Source organism: Rhodococcus sp. (in: high G+C Gram-positive bacteria) (genome assembly GCF_049286785.1).
GTDB lineage: Bacteria > Actinomycetota > Actinomycetes > Mycobacteriales > Mycobacteriaceae > Rhodococcus_F.
The window spans coordinates 13,231-28,109 of the sequence record NZ_JBAQEO010000707.1; the positions used below are offsets into that span (position 1 = coordinate 13,231).

Consider the following 14,879-nt stretch of genomic DNA (forward strand, 5'->3'; position numbering starts at 1 on the left):
ACAAAGTGTTGCTCAGTTTATTTCCGTCTGGGTAATAATCGAGGGGTGGAGATACAGCAGATCAAGGCGTTCCTCGCCGTCGCCGAGGAGTTGCATTTCGGCAGGGCCGCGCAACGGCTGCACGTGGCACAGCCGCCACTGAGCAGGACCATCCGCCAACTCGAGAAGAGTTTGGGCACAACGCTCTTCGGGCGCAGCACCCGCAGCGTGCGGCTCACCGAGCCGGGCCAGGCGCTCGTAGGTCCGGCCAGGGCGATTCTCGACGCGTGCCGACTCGCGGAAATGGCGGTGGGCGCTGCGGGCCGGGGACAGACCGGCCGGGTCCGGATCGGGTTCGCGGGTTCGTCCTCGCACAAGCTCGTCGGCCGGTGGGCCAAGCTGGTGCGACGCACCCATCCAGGTATCGAATTCGTCCTGGACAGTTCGGCATACGCCAGTGAAGCGCTGAACAAACTGATGGACGGCACGCTCGACATCGGGATCGTCCGGTTGCTGTTCTCCCCGCCGGGAATCGCCTCCCGTGTCATCGCACACGAGGATCTCGTCATCGCCCTACCCATTGGGCATCCGCTGGCGTCGAGGCCCAGCGTGCGCATCGAAGACCTGGCGGGTGAGGCGTGGGTGATGCTGCCGGCCGAGCCGGGGTCCATGCTGCGGGATCTGCTGCTGCGCCTCGGCCACGATGCCGGTTTCTCGCCCCGGATCGTGCAGAGCGCTCCGGATTCGATGTCGCTGGTGGCACTGGTGTCCGCCGAGGTGGGGTGTTCGATGACGGTGTCCTCCGTTGCGGAGAACGTGGTCAATCCGGAGGTCGTGTTCGTGCCGCTGGCGGGTCGCGCGAAACCGCTGGATGTCCGGCTCATCTGGCGGGAGGACGACGAGAGTCCGGCGCTGAGGGAGGTGCTTCGGCTCTCCGAGGAAGCACTGCCCTCACCGCCGGTCTCGTGAGACATCGTCAGGCGTGGACGGGTTCGCGGCCGTCGCGGTCCTGCGCGCGTACCCGTTCGAGCTCGAGTTCGTCCAGATCGGACTGCTCGGCGGTGGACGGCTTGGACGCGTCGGAGCCGGTGCGCTTCAGCAGAAGCAGCGTGCACACCAGGGAGACGACCGCGTAGCACCCGGCGGCGATCGCCACGCCGACGATGTTGCCGGACGAGTTGAGCATCCACTGCGCCAGAACCGGTGTTCCGCCGCCGACCACCAGCGAACACAGCTGGTACGAGAGGGACAGGCCCGAGTAGCGGATGTTGGCCGGGAAGGCGCGAGCCAGGATGCCGGCGATCGCGCCGTAGAACATCGAGTGCGGAATCGTGGCAATGCACATGGCCACCGCGGCGATCCAGTACGTCTCGGTCCGGATGGCGAAGAACATGGTCGGCATGAGGAAGAACTCCGGAATGATCATCAGGCACATGGCCTTACGCATGTCCATCTTCGATACCAGGACGGCGCCGAACGGCTGCACGATGAACTGGACCACCAGGGCGATCGCGATGATCGACAGGAAGGTCCCGCGCTCGTAGCCGAGCTCGTTCGTGGCCCACGACAACGCGAAGGTGTTCTTGAAATACGTGACCTGGGCGAGCGGCAGCGCGCCGGCGCCGAGCAGAACCAGCACCCAGTGCTTGCGCAGCACTTCACCGATCGGCAGCTTGACGGTCTTCTTGCGGGCCAGGACGGCCTTCATCGCGTCCGACTCCTCGAGCTTCAGTCGGATCACCATGCCGGCGATGACCAGCAGCGCCGAGAGCAGGAACGGGATGCGCCAGCCGTACATCAGGAACTCCGGCGTCGGCATGGCGGCGAGGAAGAAGAACGCCATGGTGGCGAGCAGATTGCCGGCCGGCGAACCCTGCTGCGCGAAGGCCGAGTAGAGAATGCCCTTGCCCTTGGGTGCGTTCTCACTGGCGATCAGCACGGCTCCGCCCCATTCACCTCCCACCGCCACGCCCTGCAGCACGCGGAGGGCGACGAGCAGAATGGGCGCCCAGATGCCGATCTGGGCGTAGGTGGGCAGCAGGCCGATGCCGACGGTCGCGACCCCCATCATGATCAGGGTGATCACCAGGGTGTTCTTGCGACCGATCCGGTCGCCGAGATGGCCGAACACGATGCCGCCGATCGGCCGGGCGAGGAAGCCCGCCCACAACGTGACGAACGCGAGCAGGGTTCCGACACCGGCCGGCAGGGTGTCCGAGAAGAACACGGTGCCGAACACCAACGCCGATGCGGTGCCGTAGATGTAGAAGTCGTACCACTCGATGGTGGTGCCGATGAAGGACGCGATACCGGCCTTACGGGCCTTCTTCGCGATCTCCTGCTCCGTGGGTGTGGACGTCATGTCGCTCCGTCATCTGTCGTCGCCTGGTGTGTCCTGCATCTCACTGCACAGTTCCAGGGCGGACAGATCACGTCCAATACCTAATGACTCCCTGATTATTCACAAATACGCATCAATCGCCAGGAGGCGCTGCTGACCAGGGGTGACGGGGTGCCGCCACAATGGATATACCGCCGACGGGCGCAACGAAGGGAAGACCCGTGGATCACAGCGCTCTCTTGACCGATGCGTTCGATCGAATTCAGGAGTCGGTGCACTCGACGGTGGCCGACCTCTCGATGGATGCCCTCACCTATCGGGTCGACGACGACGCCAACACCATCGCCTGGCTCGTCTGGCATCTCACCAGGGTGCAGGACGATCACGTGGCGGGGGTGGCCGGCACGGCGCAGGTATGGCTGACCGGTGAGTGGGCTCCACGTTTCGACCTGCCGTTTCCGGAACTCTCGATCGGCTACGGGCACTCGTCGCTCGACGTGGCCAGGGTGCGGAGCGGCGCGGACCTGCTGCGCGGCTACCACGATGCGGTGCACGACCGCACCGTCGACTACGTTCAGCGCCTCGAAGCGGACGACCTCGACCGGATCGTCGACGAGAACTGGTCACCCCCGGTCACTCTCGGTGTCCGATTGGTGAGTGTGATCGCCGACGATCTGCAGCACGCCGGTCAGGCCGCCTACGTTCGAGGGCTCTACGAGAGGCGCTGACTCCTACTTCTCGTTCGCGCTGAGCCAGTTCTCCACACGCCGCCGCGACCTACGATCGACGCGGTCCCGGACCTCCGGGCTGAGCCGCGCCAATCCGTGGAGTGTCCCGTTACCGACCAGGGCCAAGGGCACGAACCAGGGCGGAACCACCGGTAGTCCCAGCTCCTGCATGCCGTTCTTCCCCGAGAACATCCGCTGGATACTGAGCAGACGCTGCCTGTTGAACCAGCGCCGCGCCGACTGTGCATGCGGGTAGTTGAACTGTGCCCACGACTGCTCGAGCGCATGAGCCAGAATCCGCGAATTCTCGTCCGGTCCGGGCGCGAACATCCCGATCTGGCACATGTTGCGCCGACCGGTGTTCTCGTCGTCGACCAGCCAATGGTCGTCGATGCCCAGCAGCCAGCCGATGTACCGCCACAGGTGCATCACGTCGGCACCTTCGTCGGCGGAGACCCACACGCCCAACGCGCGCAGGCCCACGAGGAACGTCGTGGAGAACAACGCCAGGGTGCCCGCCTGGTCCGACTGATTGACGGGCATTCCCCAGTCGTCGACGTCCCAGTCGTCCTTCTTCAGTAGCGTCAGATTCACGAACGCGTGCATCAACCGCACGTGGGCGGTGAGCTGCCAGCCCTGACGGTCACGATCCAAGCCGCCAGGCAGAACGCACTCGTACCACCAGCGGGTGGTCTCGGCTACGCGCTGCTGGGCCGCATCGCCGACGAGCCGGCCGGTCGCCACCAATTGACGTGACGTGGCCGAGCTCCGATAGCCGTTCATCAGTGAACCCGTGGCCAGCAGGTCGAGTCCGGTCATTCCGGTGCGCAGGCACACCGCGGCACCGCGCTCGAGGCGCCGTGCATCCACCCACTCCGGGCGTTCGTCCATTGAGGCGAAGAAGTCGACGAGGGCGGGTGCGGGATCGGGAACGCTGCCGATGCCCTCGGCGAGCGCCTGCTTGAACTGCGCCATGGTCACGGTCTTGTCCTCGAGGATGGCGCGGGCCAGCGCGGCCCCGACCTCGTCCTGGCTCACGACGGCACGTGCGTGAATCGCGGTCTCCGCCGCGGTCGGTGTCGGATCGCCGTGGATGAGCTTCGAGAACGCCCGCATCGACCGGCGACCCCATTCCGGATCCTGGTTGAACCGGCGCGGAGGGGTGAAGACGGATTCCTGGTCCTGCGTTGCTGTCATAGCCATCTACTCGATTCGATCTCGGAAATCGGTCCGGGAACACAGTCCACACCAGCCGCTCGGACGCGTACAAGTCGCATTGCAACCGAGAGGCAGTCTTGTCATGACATGGGCTTTTGAACTGCGGAAGAGCCACATTCTGTACGTCTGTGGAACGGCCTCGGTTTCATCTTGTTCGCAACTGGTCAGGTTTCGGGTGCCCGCCGTGAGAGGTTCAGCCCGCCCCGAGCGTCACCACCCGCTGCAGAGCGCGTAGGTCGGCCTCGATCCTCCGGAACAGCTGGTACACCACGACGAACGCAAGGATGCCGCCGAGGCACAGTGCCCGGACCGTGGTGTCGACGGCGGCGGCATCGGAACCGACGAAACTCAGTCCCGCGATACCCACCAGGGGAACCGCTGCCGCGACCGCGAGGTACCGAGGCATCGCGCGTCCCAGCGCCCGGATGCTCCGTGCGTCGCTGCCTCGGAGTTCTCCGTGCGACAACAGGATCGGGCACAGGCATCGAACCGCGTAGAACGTGAGAGCGAAGAACGGGTAGCCGATGGCGGCCGCCCCGCATACCGCCAACGAGGCGAGCAGATGGGTGTACGTCCGCAGCGGGATTCCGCCGGCGAAGATCTCGAGTGCCACCGGGTAGGCGACACCGGCCACCATCCACAGCCCGAAGCTGACCACGACGGCGCGGTGACCGAGTCCGAAAGTGGCGGCGCGGGCCTTCCCCAGCGCCTCGGAGCTGTAAATGCGGCCGTTGTTCAGACCGCGAGGGACGGTGAGGGACAGTCGACACCAGAAGAGGATCAGCACCGCGCCCAGCGAGAAGGAGGCAACACCCACGACCAGGTGCACCTGTTCGAGATGTTGCTGGGCCTCGGAAGGAAGTGACGAGATGATCAGGACCTTGTTGTAGTAGTAGTTGTACCCGGTCGCCAGCAGGTTGGGGATGCCCACCGCGAAGATCAGCACGGGCAGCGCCCACCGCCACATGGTGGACCGCCAGCTCTCCGGTGGAGGGTCGACGAGGTCGCGGGCGTGCGGGTCGAGACACAGCGCGAACTGGCGTGCCAGTTTCCGGCCGCTCGACCACCGGTCGTTCCGGTCGGGAGCGAGCGAGGTGATCAGGATGCGCCACAACGCCGCGGGACAGTCGGCGGGCAGCGCCGACCGGTCCGGATCGATGCCCCGGCGCCGGGCCTCGAGTGCCTGCTGTGGGGAGGGCGGGCACTCGCCGCCGTGCTCGACGAACGGGCGCTCTCCGGTCAGCAATTCCCACAGCATGACTCCCAGCGCGTAGATATCGCTCCGGGTATCGATTCCGCTGCCGGTCCTCGCCGGCACCGGCGTGATCGCCTCCAGCTGTTCCGGCGACATGTACGCGACCGAACCGCCGATGAGTACCGGTGGTGCGGTCGGATCGACACCGGAACTGACGTTGAAGTCGGCGAGCTTGGGATCGCCCTCGGCACTGAGCAGCACATTTGCCGGTTTGATATCGCGGTGCAGCACGCCGTGTTCACACGCGTACTCGAGGGCCTCGGCGAGCCGTAGTCCGATCCAGGCCACGGTCTCCGGCCACGACAGCGCCGCGATCTCCCGTCGCGGGCTCGAATCGCTCGGTCGGAGCTCTCCTTTGCGACCGAGAACCTCGTCGATGGAATCGAGAAGAAGCCGCCCGGTGCGCAGTTCCGGCGGGGTCTTCCGGACGAGCTTCACCACATCCAGCAGGGTTCCGCCGGGTACGTACTCCATGAACAGCACGTGGAGCTGCCGGTCTTCGAGTGCCCGCTGGTCGAAGACCCGGACGATATAGGGATGGTCGAGTTGAGCCAGGGTCTGTGCCTCGGTGCCGATGTTGCGTGAAATCTTCAGCGCCACCCAACGCTGCATCGAGCGCTGCCGCGCAAGGAACACCCGCGCGAACGCTCCGTGTCCGAGCTCTGTCACCAGGTCGAAGTCGTCGAGACGCTTCCCGACCTCGAGATCGGCACCCTTCGGAAGTGCCAGGTCACCGCTCTCGCCGGTGTGATCCTCGACGAGGTCCTCGAACTCGGCGGCCTGTTCGGGAAACTCGGCGGCGTATTCTCGCGGCTCGACGCGCGCCCCGCTCCGGCGGCGTACCCGGAACTCCTCGTAGACGAGTTCGGCCGGCAGCGGCTCGGTGAGCAACTCGGGGAACTCGAAGCAGTAGTCGGCGATCCGTTTGGGCCGGTTCGAGTGGAGCCAACGGTACTCGAGATCCACCTTGATCAGTTCGATCAGTGCCGAACGCCGGATCGTTGCTGCGTCCGGCAGATACTGGTCGAGATCGGACGGAGATCCGGACGACTCCCAGTCGGCGACGAGGCGTTCCACGCCGGTGTCGACCACGAAATTCGTCCTCGCCGATGGCGGAGTAGACGACAGGTCGGTGCCCTCGTCCACCTCGGTGGGCGGCTCGGTCGCCATCGTCGAATCACTCGGCGGGCGATTTCTCGTGGTCGATCGTTCCGGATGCATCAGGGGTGGTCTCCAGCACTGCGGACTGCTATGGCAAGGATATTCCCGACCGGGACGGATGGGCCAGTGTGGAGGGCTCGTGCAGCCGCTGTTCGGCCCGGACCCGGGGACGGCGTGGTATTCGACCGCGGGTCGGCAGACTCCCGACGGACAGGCGCGCAGGCCTGCGGGATCATCGCGAAAGCTACAACAGTGTTACTTGATTCGGCGTTTCGTGAGAGTCGCGCAACATGGCGTTATTCCACCGGAGACCATTCGGAAATGGTCGCTGCGTGTACTGGTTGCAGCCCGGAAAACGCCGGGCCGAACGGATTTCGCCCTTCGAAACCGCAGATCCAGAGATCTCACATCGCTGACCCCAGGAGTAGCACGTGACCGATATCGACGACACCATTGCCGCGAACATCGAGAAGTCCCTCGCCGAGATCCCCCATCCGGCCCTGCCCAAGGGCACCAATATCTACGGTTCCACCAAGATCTTCCCGGATTACCGGGCGGAGGACGGCGAGACGTACTTCACGCTGGTGCACGGAATCGCGCACGAGTCGTCGGTGAGCTTCGTGGCCGTGCTCCAGGCAACGCGAGCGTTGCGCAAGGGCTTCGAATCGGCCATCTACTTCTACGGTCCGGGATCGATGAATGCCATTGCCACGCGCGGTTTCCCGACTACCGGTGACAATGGTTTCCCCGGTGAGCAGAACATCAACGAAGCGCTGGCCACCTTCATCAAGGAGGGCGGCACGGTGTTCGTGTGCCGCTTCGGACTCGCGCTGCACGGACACCGTGAGGAAGACCTGATCGAGGGCGCCATTCCCGCCCATCCGCTGGACGTGCAGGACGCGATCATCCACTATGCCCGCAAGGGCGCAATCATCAACTCCACCTACATGGTCTGAGGTGTAACCGCATGAGTGGCCTGTCAATTCGAGCCGATGTCGCGGTGCGCGGCATCCGCGTCATGGATGCGCCGGTACGCCGACGGTCCGGCGCCGGTCCCAGCGACGACGGGCATGTGATGATCGGCGGCATCGGTGGCGCCATCCCGATCCGATCGGACAGCCCGTACACCGTGAGCGGCACTCGGCTACTGATGAACGGCTCGGACGTCGGTCTCGACATCGAGCCCATCCAACGTCCCAGGTTCTACGACATGCAGACCGACGAGGGTGTGCCGTACGAGAAGATCGCACGATTGCACAGCTCGAATGTACTGGCCACCACTGTAGTTCAGACCTGCGTCCGGTACGACGCGGACCAGCGTTGCCGATTCTGTTCCATCGAGGCATCGCTGGACTCGGGGTCGACCGTCGCGGTGAAGCGCCCCGAGCAGCTGGCCGAGGTCGCGGAAGCGGCGGTGCAGCTCGACGGCATCACCCAGATGATCATGACCACCGGCACCTCGGCGGCGAAGGATCGAGGCGCCCGCCACCTCGCGCGGTGCGTCAGAGCGGTCAAGGCGGTCGTCCCGGATCTCGCAATCCAGGTGCAGTGCGAGCCTCCCGGGGATCTGCAGACCATCACCGATCTGTACGAGGCAGGCGCCGCATCGATCGGCATCCACGTGGAGTCGCTGGACGACGAGGTCCGGCGACGCTGGATGCCCGGCAAGTCGACCGTGCCACTGGACGAGTACCGGGCGGCGTGGCGCGAGGCGGTGCGGGTGTTCGGACGCAATCAGGTGTCGACCTATCTGCTCGTCGGTCTGGGTGAGGATCCCGACGAGTTGGTGGCCGCGGCCGCCGAGCTGATCGAGATGGGTGTGTACCCCTTCGTGGTGCCGTTCCGGCCGCTCGCGGGAACCCTGGCGGTGGATGTGGACGGCGTCCAGGCGCCGGCGCCCGGGCTGCTGGAGGACGTCACCGCGCGAGTGGCGAAGGAACTGCAGGCCGCGGGCATGCTCGGCTCCGATCAGAAGGCCGGCTGTGCTGCATGCGGGGCGTGCAGCGTGCTGCAGAACGCGGGAGGCTGACCGTGTACGAATTGGAATTCTCGGTTCTCACCGGGCCGCCGCCCGCGGCTTCCGGGCAGGACTTCCTGATTCAGCCCGCAGAGTCGGCATCCCTCCTCGGGGCGTACCACGCGTTGCGCCGGGAAACATTCGTCGAGGAGCAGGGTCTGTTCGCGGGCAGCGACCGGGACGACATCGACGACGACCCGCGCACGGTGGTGCTGGTGGCCACCGAATCGGGTGGTGCGGTGCTCGGCGGCGTTCGCGTGGCACCGGCCACCGACGGTGTGGACCTCGGCTGGTGGCTGGGCAGCCGGCTCGTCGTCGACCGCCGCGCCCGCAACACTCGTGGACTGGGCACGGCCCTGGTCCGGGCCGCGTGCGCCTACGTGGAGTCGTGCGGGGTGCTCCGGTTCGACGCCACGGTGCAACTCGCGAACGAGCCGATGTTCAGCCGGCTCGGATGGAAGAATGTCGGAGCCGCCATGGTGGCGGGTGTGCCGCACGTTGCGATGCGGTGGCCGATCGACCGGGTGGAACGACTTGTCCGGTCCACCAAGTCGGTGCTGGCAGAGACGTTGGCGCCCTTGATGACCGGAGCTGAGTCTCTCGGCGGCGACGGCTACCGTGGTGACGACGGCGCACCGGTGCCCGGCAGCGACCTCGTCGCCGCCTGCGATGCCATCGTGCCGTCCATGGTCCAGCGGGACCCCGAATGGGCCGGGTGGTGTGCGGCACTGGTGAATCTCAACGACCTTTCCGCGATGGGAGCGCAGCCGGTCGGGATGCTCGACGCGGTCGGCGCCCCCGACCGGTCGACCCTCGTCCGCGTGATCCGCGGGCTGAGCCGGGCCGGCCGGATGTGGAACGTTCCGATTCTCGGTGGCCACACCCAGCTCGGTGTTCCCGCGGCGCTGTCGGTGACAGCGCTGGGCAGGGCCGACACACCGGTCCCGGCGGGCGGGGGCCGTGTCGGCGACGCACTCCGGCTCACCGCCGATCTCGGTGGCGGATGGCGTCCCGGATATACCGGACAACAATGGGATTCGACCTCGTGGCGGACTTCCGAGGAGTTGGCCGCCATGGGCTCGTTCGTCGCGAGGACCCGACCTGCTGCGGCGAAGGACGTGAGCATGGCGGGGCTTGCCGGCACCACCGGAATGCTCGCCGAGGCGAGTGGAACGGGAGCGGTGCTGGACGTGGCCGCGATCCCGGTCCCGGATGGAGCAGCCATGGGCGACTGGATGAGCTGCTTTCCCGGATTCGCCATGGTGACGGCCGACCGGCCCGGACGCGGTGTCGCGCCGGCGGGGCCCGCTACGTCCGCGATCTGCGGACAACTGACAAACGAGCCGGGGGTCGGCCTGCGCTGGCCCGACGGCGTGATCACGCGTGCGGTGCGCTCCACCGTCACAGGATTGGGAAGAGCATGAGCGAGATCGGAATTTCGGTTGCGGCGGCGGAGTTCGGCCGCGACATGGAACAGGCGTACCTGACCATCGGCGGGCTGATCGAAGAGGCTCGGGCGCAGGGAAGTTCACTGCTGGTCCTGCCCGAGGCCTGCCTCGGGGGGTACCTGCCGAGTCTGGGCGGCGGCGACGAAACCGAGGAGCAACGTCAGCGCCGACTGCGTCGGCTCCCACCCGCGCTGGATCTGGATGGGCCGGAACTGCGTCGCGTGAGGGACATGGCAGGTGATCTGGTGGTCACCCTCGGCTTCTGCGAAGCAGAGGGCGCCACGCGGTACAACGCTGCGGTCACGCTGCACGGCGACGGCATTCTCGGCTCCTACCGCAAGGTGCACCAGCCGCTCGGCGAGAACCTCTGCTACGCGGCCGGAGACAGGTACGAGGCGTTCGATACACCCGTCGGGCGCATGGGTATGCAGATCTGTTACGACAAGGCGTTCCCGGAAGCGGCGCGTGCCCTGGCACTCGACGGCGCCGAGATCATCACTTCGCTGTCCGCCTGGCCTACGGCCAGGACAGCGCAGGTCGAGGACATGGAACACGACCGCTGGAAGCAACGCATGGACATCTACGACCGGGCACGGGCCACCGAGAACCAGGTGGTGTGGGTGGCGTCCAATCAGGCCGGGACGTTCGGATCGCTCCGATTCGTGTGCAGCGCAAAGATCGTCGGCCCCGGTGGGGAGATTCTCGCGGGGACGGGCACCGCCGCCGGACTGGCATCGGTCAAGATCGATGTGCAGGAGGAGTTGAAGGCGATTCGTAGCGGAGGCATGTACAACCTGCGCGACCGTCGTCCCGAATTCTACGGCGACATGGTGGCCGAGAATCGCGTGACCGGAGCCCTGCTCACCGAGGAACAGCGGCCCGCGGCCGCACGCCGGATCGGGGTCCCGGTCCATGCCTGAGATGACGTTCACCGTGCAGTGGCCGGACGGCAGAACGCAGTCCTGTTACTCGCCCTCGCTGGTCCTGCACGACTACCTGACGGCGGGCACCGACTATTCCGTCGCCGAATTCCTGGACCGCAGCCGCACGGCGCTCACCGAGGCGAGCGAACGGGTGCGTGCCAGGTTCGGTGTGTACTGCACCTCGGCGGTCGAACAGATCGCGAGCCTCGAACAGGTGGCCGATACGCACGCTTCGGCTTCCACCGTCCGGGTTCTGGAGATGAACCCGGCAACCCTTCCCGGAGGTACCCGATGACCGAACAACATGACGTCGTGGTGATCGGCGGCGGCCAGGCCGGACTGTCGATCAGCTGGCACCTGGTGCAGCGGGGCATCGACCATGTGGTGCTCGAGCGTGACGGCATTGCTCACGAGTGGCGCGACAGCCGTTGGGACAACTTCACTCTGGTCACTCCGAACTGGCAGTGCAATCTGCCGGGGTACAGCTACGACGGGGACGACCCGGACGGCTTCATGACCCGGGAGCAGACGTACGCGTTCGTCCGTGGCTACGCGGACACATTTCCGGCACCGGTCCGTGAGGGCGTTGCGGTCACGTCGGTGCACCAGGCGGTGTCGGGCGGTTTCGACGTCGATACGACGGCCGGGCCGGTGCGGGCGAGGCAGGTGGTGGTCGCCACGGGCGGGTACCACATTCCGGTGATACCCCGGTTCGCCGAGCGGCTGCCGTCGGGTATCACCCAGATCCACTCCTCTCGGTACCGAACCCCTGCCGGCCTGCCGGACGGTGAGGTGCTGGTGGTCGGCAACGGCCAGTCGGGTGCCCAGATCGCGGAGGATCTGCAACTCGACGGCCGCACAGTGCATCTCGTAACCGGCGGAGCGCCGCGAGTGGCGCGCTTCTACCGCGGCCGCGACTGCGTGGCCTGGCTGCACGACATGGGAACCTACGACGTGTCCATCGCCGACCATCCGGGGGGACTCGCCAAGCGTGAGAACACCAATCATTACGTGACGGGCCGGGACGGTGGCAGGGACATCGACCTCCGGGCCTTCGCACGGGACGGGATGCGGCTGTACGGGCGGATGCTCGAGGTGGTGGACGGCACCCTGCAGTTCGCGCCCACACTCGAGGCGTCGCTGGACGCTGCCGATGCGGTGAGCGAGAGCATCAAGGATTCGATCGACGCGTTCATCGAACAGGAGGGCATCGACGCCCCCACCGAGGAGCGGTACGTGCCCGTCTGGCGGCCGGAACGCGAGATCACCTCCCTCGATCTGTCGAGTGCGAACATCACGTCGGTGATCTGGTCCATCGGTTTCCGCACCGACTACCGCTGGCTGCACGCCGGGGTGTTCGACGGCGAGGGCCATCCGTGCCACAACCGCGGGGTGACGGCGGTGCCGGGGCTGTTCTTCCTCGGACTGCCCTGGCAGCACACGTGGGGGTCGGGTCGCTTCGCCGGTGTGGCGCGTGACGCCGAGTTCCTCGCGGACCGGATCCTGCTGGAGGCGGGGGTAGGTCCCGTTGCAGCCTCGCTGGTCTGAGCAGTGGGAACAACGCGGGTGGCCGCACTCGCGGCCCACTTCGGGCGTGACATCGACCGGGCACTGCTCAAACTGGATGCGCTGATCGAGAGCGCGCACCGGGATGCGATCGACCTGCTGGTGCTCCCCGACGCCTGCCTGGGCGGCTACATTTCCGACCTCCGCAGCCCGGACGTCGCGGAGTTGCCGCCGGCGCTCCGTGCCGACGGGCCCGAACTGGCAGCCGTCGCGAAGATGGCCGGCGACATGACGGTGTGCATCGGCTACACCGAACTGTGCGGCGGTGCCCGGTACAACGCGGCGGCCTGCATCACCGGCGACGGCATCGTCGGTAGCCACCGCAAGGTTCACCAGCCGGCAGGCGAATCGCTGGCCTACTCGGCCGGCGACCGGTTCGCGGCGTTCGACACCCCGGTCGGACGGATGGGGATGCTGATCGACTACGACAAGACCTTCCCCGAATCGGCGCGCACCCTCGCCCTCGACGGCGCCCGGATCATCGCGGCCCTGTCGGCGTGGCCGGCGAGCGTCACCGATCGTGCGGCCCGGATTCCGCAGGACCGCCAGTCCCGGTTGTTCGACCTGTACGACTCGGCTCGGGCCGCCGAGAACCAGGTGGTGCTGGCGTCGTCGAACCAGACCGGCGTGCAGGGTGGCCTGCGGTTCCTGGGCCAGGCGAAGGTGGTGGGCCCGGGCGGTGACGTGTTGGCCCGGACCGGCACGAAGGGCGGACTGGCGGTGGTCGACCTCGATGTCGGCTACGAGGTCGATCGGGCCCGCAAGGTGCTGCGGCACCTGGACGAGCGGCGCGTCGACACCTACCGGAACTTGATGACAGAAGGAGAGGCCTGACGTGCGGATCGCGTTGCTGACGTACTCGACCAAGCCGCGCGGCGGCGTGGTGCACACGCTCGCCCTGGCCGAGGCGCTGGCGCGTCAGGGCGCGGACGTGACGGTGTGGACACTGGGACGCGGTGGCGACGGTGGGTTCTTCCGCGACGTGGATCCGGCGGTGACGCTCCGGGTGGTGCCGTTCGCGGCTGTGGACGGCGAGGACGTCGGCGCGCGGATCTTGCGCTCCATCGACGTCCTGCGGGCCGCGTTCACCGCCGACGACTACGACATCGTGCACGCTCAGGACTGCATCAGCGCCAACGCCGTCGGACGGTGTGTGCGCACCATCCACCACCTCGATCAGTTCACCACCCCGGCGCTGGTGGTGTGCCACGAACGCGCGGTGGTGAAACCGTACGCCCGGATCTGCGTTTCGGACGCCGTCGCGAAGGAGGTGCGGGAGGGGTGGGGATTCGAACCCACCGTCATTCCGAACGGCGTGAATTCCCAGCGCTTCGAGGCGGCCGTGGACGATGCCACCGGCCGGGGGCGGTGGGCCGAAGAACTCGGTGAGTACGTCCTCGCCGTCGGCGGTATCGAGCCACGCAAAGGCAGCATCGACCTGGTGGAGTCGTACGCGCGGCTGGCATTTCGGCGCCCCGACCTGCAGCTGGTCTTCGCGGGTGGTGAGACGCTGTTCGACTACCGGGGATATCGCGAGCAATTCGACCAACGGTGCGCCGAACTGGACGTGCAGCCGCGGATCCTCGGGACCGTTGCCGACGAGGAGCTTCCGGCCCTCGTTGCGCAGGCCGCGGTGTTCGGCTTCCTCTCGACGAAGGAAGGATTCGGCCTGGCGGCGATGGAGGCACTCGCCGCCGGAGTTCCCGTGGTGGCACGGGATCTGCCGGTCCTACGGGAGGTGTTCGGCGAAACCGTTCTCTTCGCCTCGACCCACGAGGAGATGGCCGACGCGCTGGCGGCCCGGCCCGATGCTGTGCGGGTGGAGCGGGGCCGGGCACTTGCCCGTGCACACAGCTGGGACGACGCGGCCGCCGCGCACCTGGCGTTCTATCGGGCGCACGTGCCCACGGGGCGGGCACGGATATAGGCCTCGACGACCACGCTGAGCACGCGGTTGCCGTCCCCGTCCACCAACTCACCCGACGTTGTCAGCAGGGCGCGTGACCGATCGTCGAACGCGATGTCCTCGATGACGAGAGTGCCGGTCAGCACGTCGTTCGGACGGACCGGCCGAAGGAATCGCACGTCACGCAGGCGTCGGCCGGCAATCACGCTCCAATTGGCGAAGACACGGGTGATGCTCAACCGTTGATACACCGCGATCGTGTGTATCCCGCTGGCGATGAGCCCTCCGAACTGGCCTGCCTCCGCGACATCCTTGTCGATGTGGAACGACTGGGGAT

The 14,879-nt window shown here is 66.8% G+C and carries 14 protein-coding genes; 10 read left to right on the forward strand and 4 right to left on the reverse strand.

The genetic code is table 11. The features are described 5' to 3' along the window. The first annotated feature begins 45 nt into the window (after positions 1–45). Complete coding sequence (locus WAW17_RS25550; protein ID WP_422335673.1) at positions 46–948, forward strand: LysR family transcriptional regulator; 903 nt, start codon at positions 46–48, stop codon at positions 946–948. Between the two features lie 7 nt (positions 949–955). Here WAW17_RS25550 and WAW17_RS25555 read toward each other — a convergent pair whose 3' ends face one another. Beyond that, complete coding sequence (locus WAW17_RS25555; RefSeq protein ID WP_422335674.1) at positions 956–2,341, reverse strand: MFS transporter; 1,386 nt, start codon at positions 2,339–2,341, stop codon at positions 956–958. Positions 2,342–2,541: 200 nt separating this feature from the next. On the opposite strand from WAW17_RS25555, the gene WAW17_RS25560 reads away from it, so the two are divergent. Further along, on the forward strand, positions 2,542–3,048 hold the full coding sequence (locus tag WAW17_RS25560) for a mycothiol transferase (RefSeq protein ID WP_422335675.1): 507 nt from the start codon (positions 2,542–2,544) through the stop codon (positions 3,046–3,048). 3 nt (positions 3,049–3,051) lie between these two features. Here the strand turns inward: WAW17_RS25560 and WAW17_RS25565 are convergent, their stop codons facing one another. Together WAW17_RS25565 and WAW17_RS25570 are read right to left on the reverse strand one after the other, a co-directional pair. Beyond that, complete coding sequence (locus tag WAW17_RS25565) at positions 3,052–4,245, reverse strand: oxygenase MpaB family protein (RefSeq protein WP_422335676.1); 1,194 nt, start codon at positions 4,243–4,245, stop codon at positions 3,052–3,054. Between the two features lie 214 nt (positions 4,246–4,459). Further along, positions 4,460–6,691, reverse strand: coding sequence for a serine/threonine-protein kinase (locus WAW17_RS25570; protein ID WP_422335677.1), 2,232 nt, complete (start codon positions 6,689–6,691; stop codon positions 4,460–4,462). A gap of 422 nt (positions 6,692–7,113) precedes the next feature. On the opposite strand from WAW17_RS25570, the gene WAW17_RS25575 reads away from it, so the two are divergent. The 8 genes from WAW17_RS25575 to WAW17_RS25610 are packed head-to-tail and all read left to right on the forward strand — an operon-like array spanning position 7,114 to position 14,563. Then, entirely contained in the window at positions 7,114–7,638 is a 525-nt protein-coding gene (locus WAW17_RS25575) for an MSMEG_0572/Sll0783 family nitrogen starvation response protein (RefSeq protein WP_422335678.1), read from the forward strand. 11 nt (positions 7,639–7,649) lie between these two features. After that, the gene (locus WAW17_RS25580) at positions 7,650–8,711 is read left to right on the forward strand and encodes an MSMEG_0568 family radical SAM protein (protein ID WP_422335679.1); all 1,062 of its coding nucleotides are present in this window, start codon (positions 7,650–7,652) and stop codon (positions 8,709–8,711) included. Further along, positions 8,672–10,123: an MSMEG_0567/sll0787 family protein gene (locus tag WAW17_RS25585; protein ID WP_422335680.1), complete on the forward strand. Its 1,452-nt coding sequence runs from the start codon at positions 8,672–8,674 to the stop codon at positions 10,121–10,123. Before WAW17_RS25580 ends, WAW17_RS25585 begins: the two co-directional genes overlap by 40 nt. Beyond that, on the forward strand, positions 10,120–11,067 hold the full coding sequence (locus tag WAW17_RS25590; RefSeq protein WP_422335681.1) for a carbon-nitrogen hydrolase family protein: 948 nt from the start codon (positions 10,120–10,122) through the stop codon (positions 11,065–11,067). Before WAW17_RS25585 ends, WAW17_RS25590 begins: the two co-directional genes overlap by 4 nt. Continuing rightward, on the forward strand, positions 11,060–11,365 hold the full coding sequence (locus WAW17_RS25595; protein ID WP_422335682.1) for an MSMEG_0570 family nitrogen starvation response protein: 306 nt from the start codon (positions 11,060–11,062) through the stop codon (positions 11,363–11,365). Before WAW17_RS25590 ends, WAW17_RS25595 begins: the two co-directional genes overlap by 8 nt. Beyond that, positions 11,362–12,618 carry an MSMEG_0569 family flavin-dependent oxidoreductase gene (locus WAW17_RS25600; protein WP_422335683.1) on the forward strand — a complete coding sequence of 419 codons (1,257 nt, stop codon included), beginning with the start codon at positions 11,362–11,364 and terminating at the stop codon, positions 12,616–12,618. The genes WAW17_RS25595 and WAW17_RS25600 overlap by 4 nt, the downstream gene beginning before the upstream one ends. An 18-nt stretch (positions 12,619–12,636) precedes the next feature. Next, entirely contained in the window at positions 12,637–13,470 is an 834-nt protein-coding gene (locus tag WAW17_RS25605; protein WP_422335684.1) for a carbon-nitrogen hydrolase family protein, read from the forward strand. Between the two features lies 1 nt (position 13,471). Further along, on the forward strand, positions 13,472–14,563 hold the full coding sequence (locus WAW17_RS25610; protein ID WP_422335685.1) for an MSMEG_0565 family glycosyltransferase: 1,092 nt from the start codon (positions 13,472–13,474) through the stop codon (positions 14,561–14,563). On the opposite strand, the gene WAW17_RS25615 is transcribed toward WAW17_RS25610, so the two are convergent. Beyond that, on the reverse strand, positions 14,524–14,879 hold a 356-nt coding region (locus WAW17_RS25615; RefSeq protein WP_422335686.1), incomplete at its 5' end, for a MaoC/PaaZ C-terminal domain-containing protein. The genes WAW17_RS25610 and WAW17_RS25615 overlap by 40 nt on opposite strands.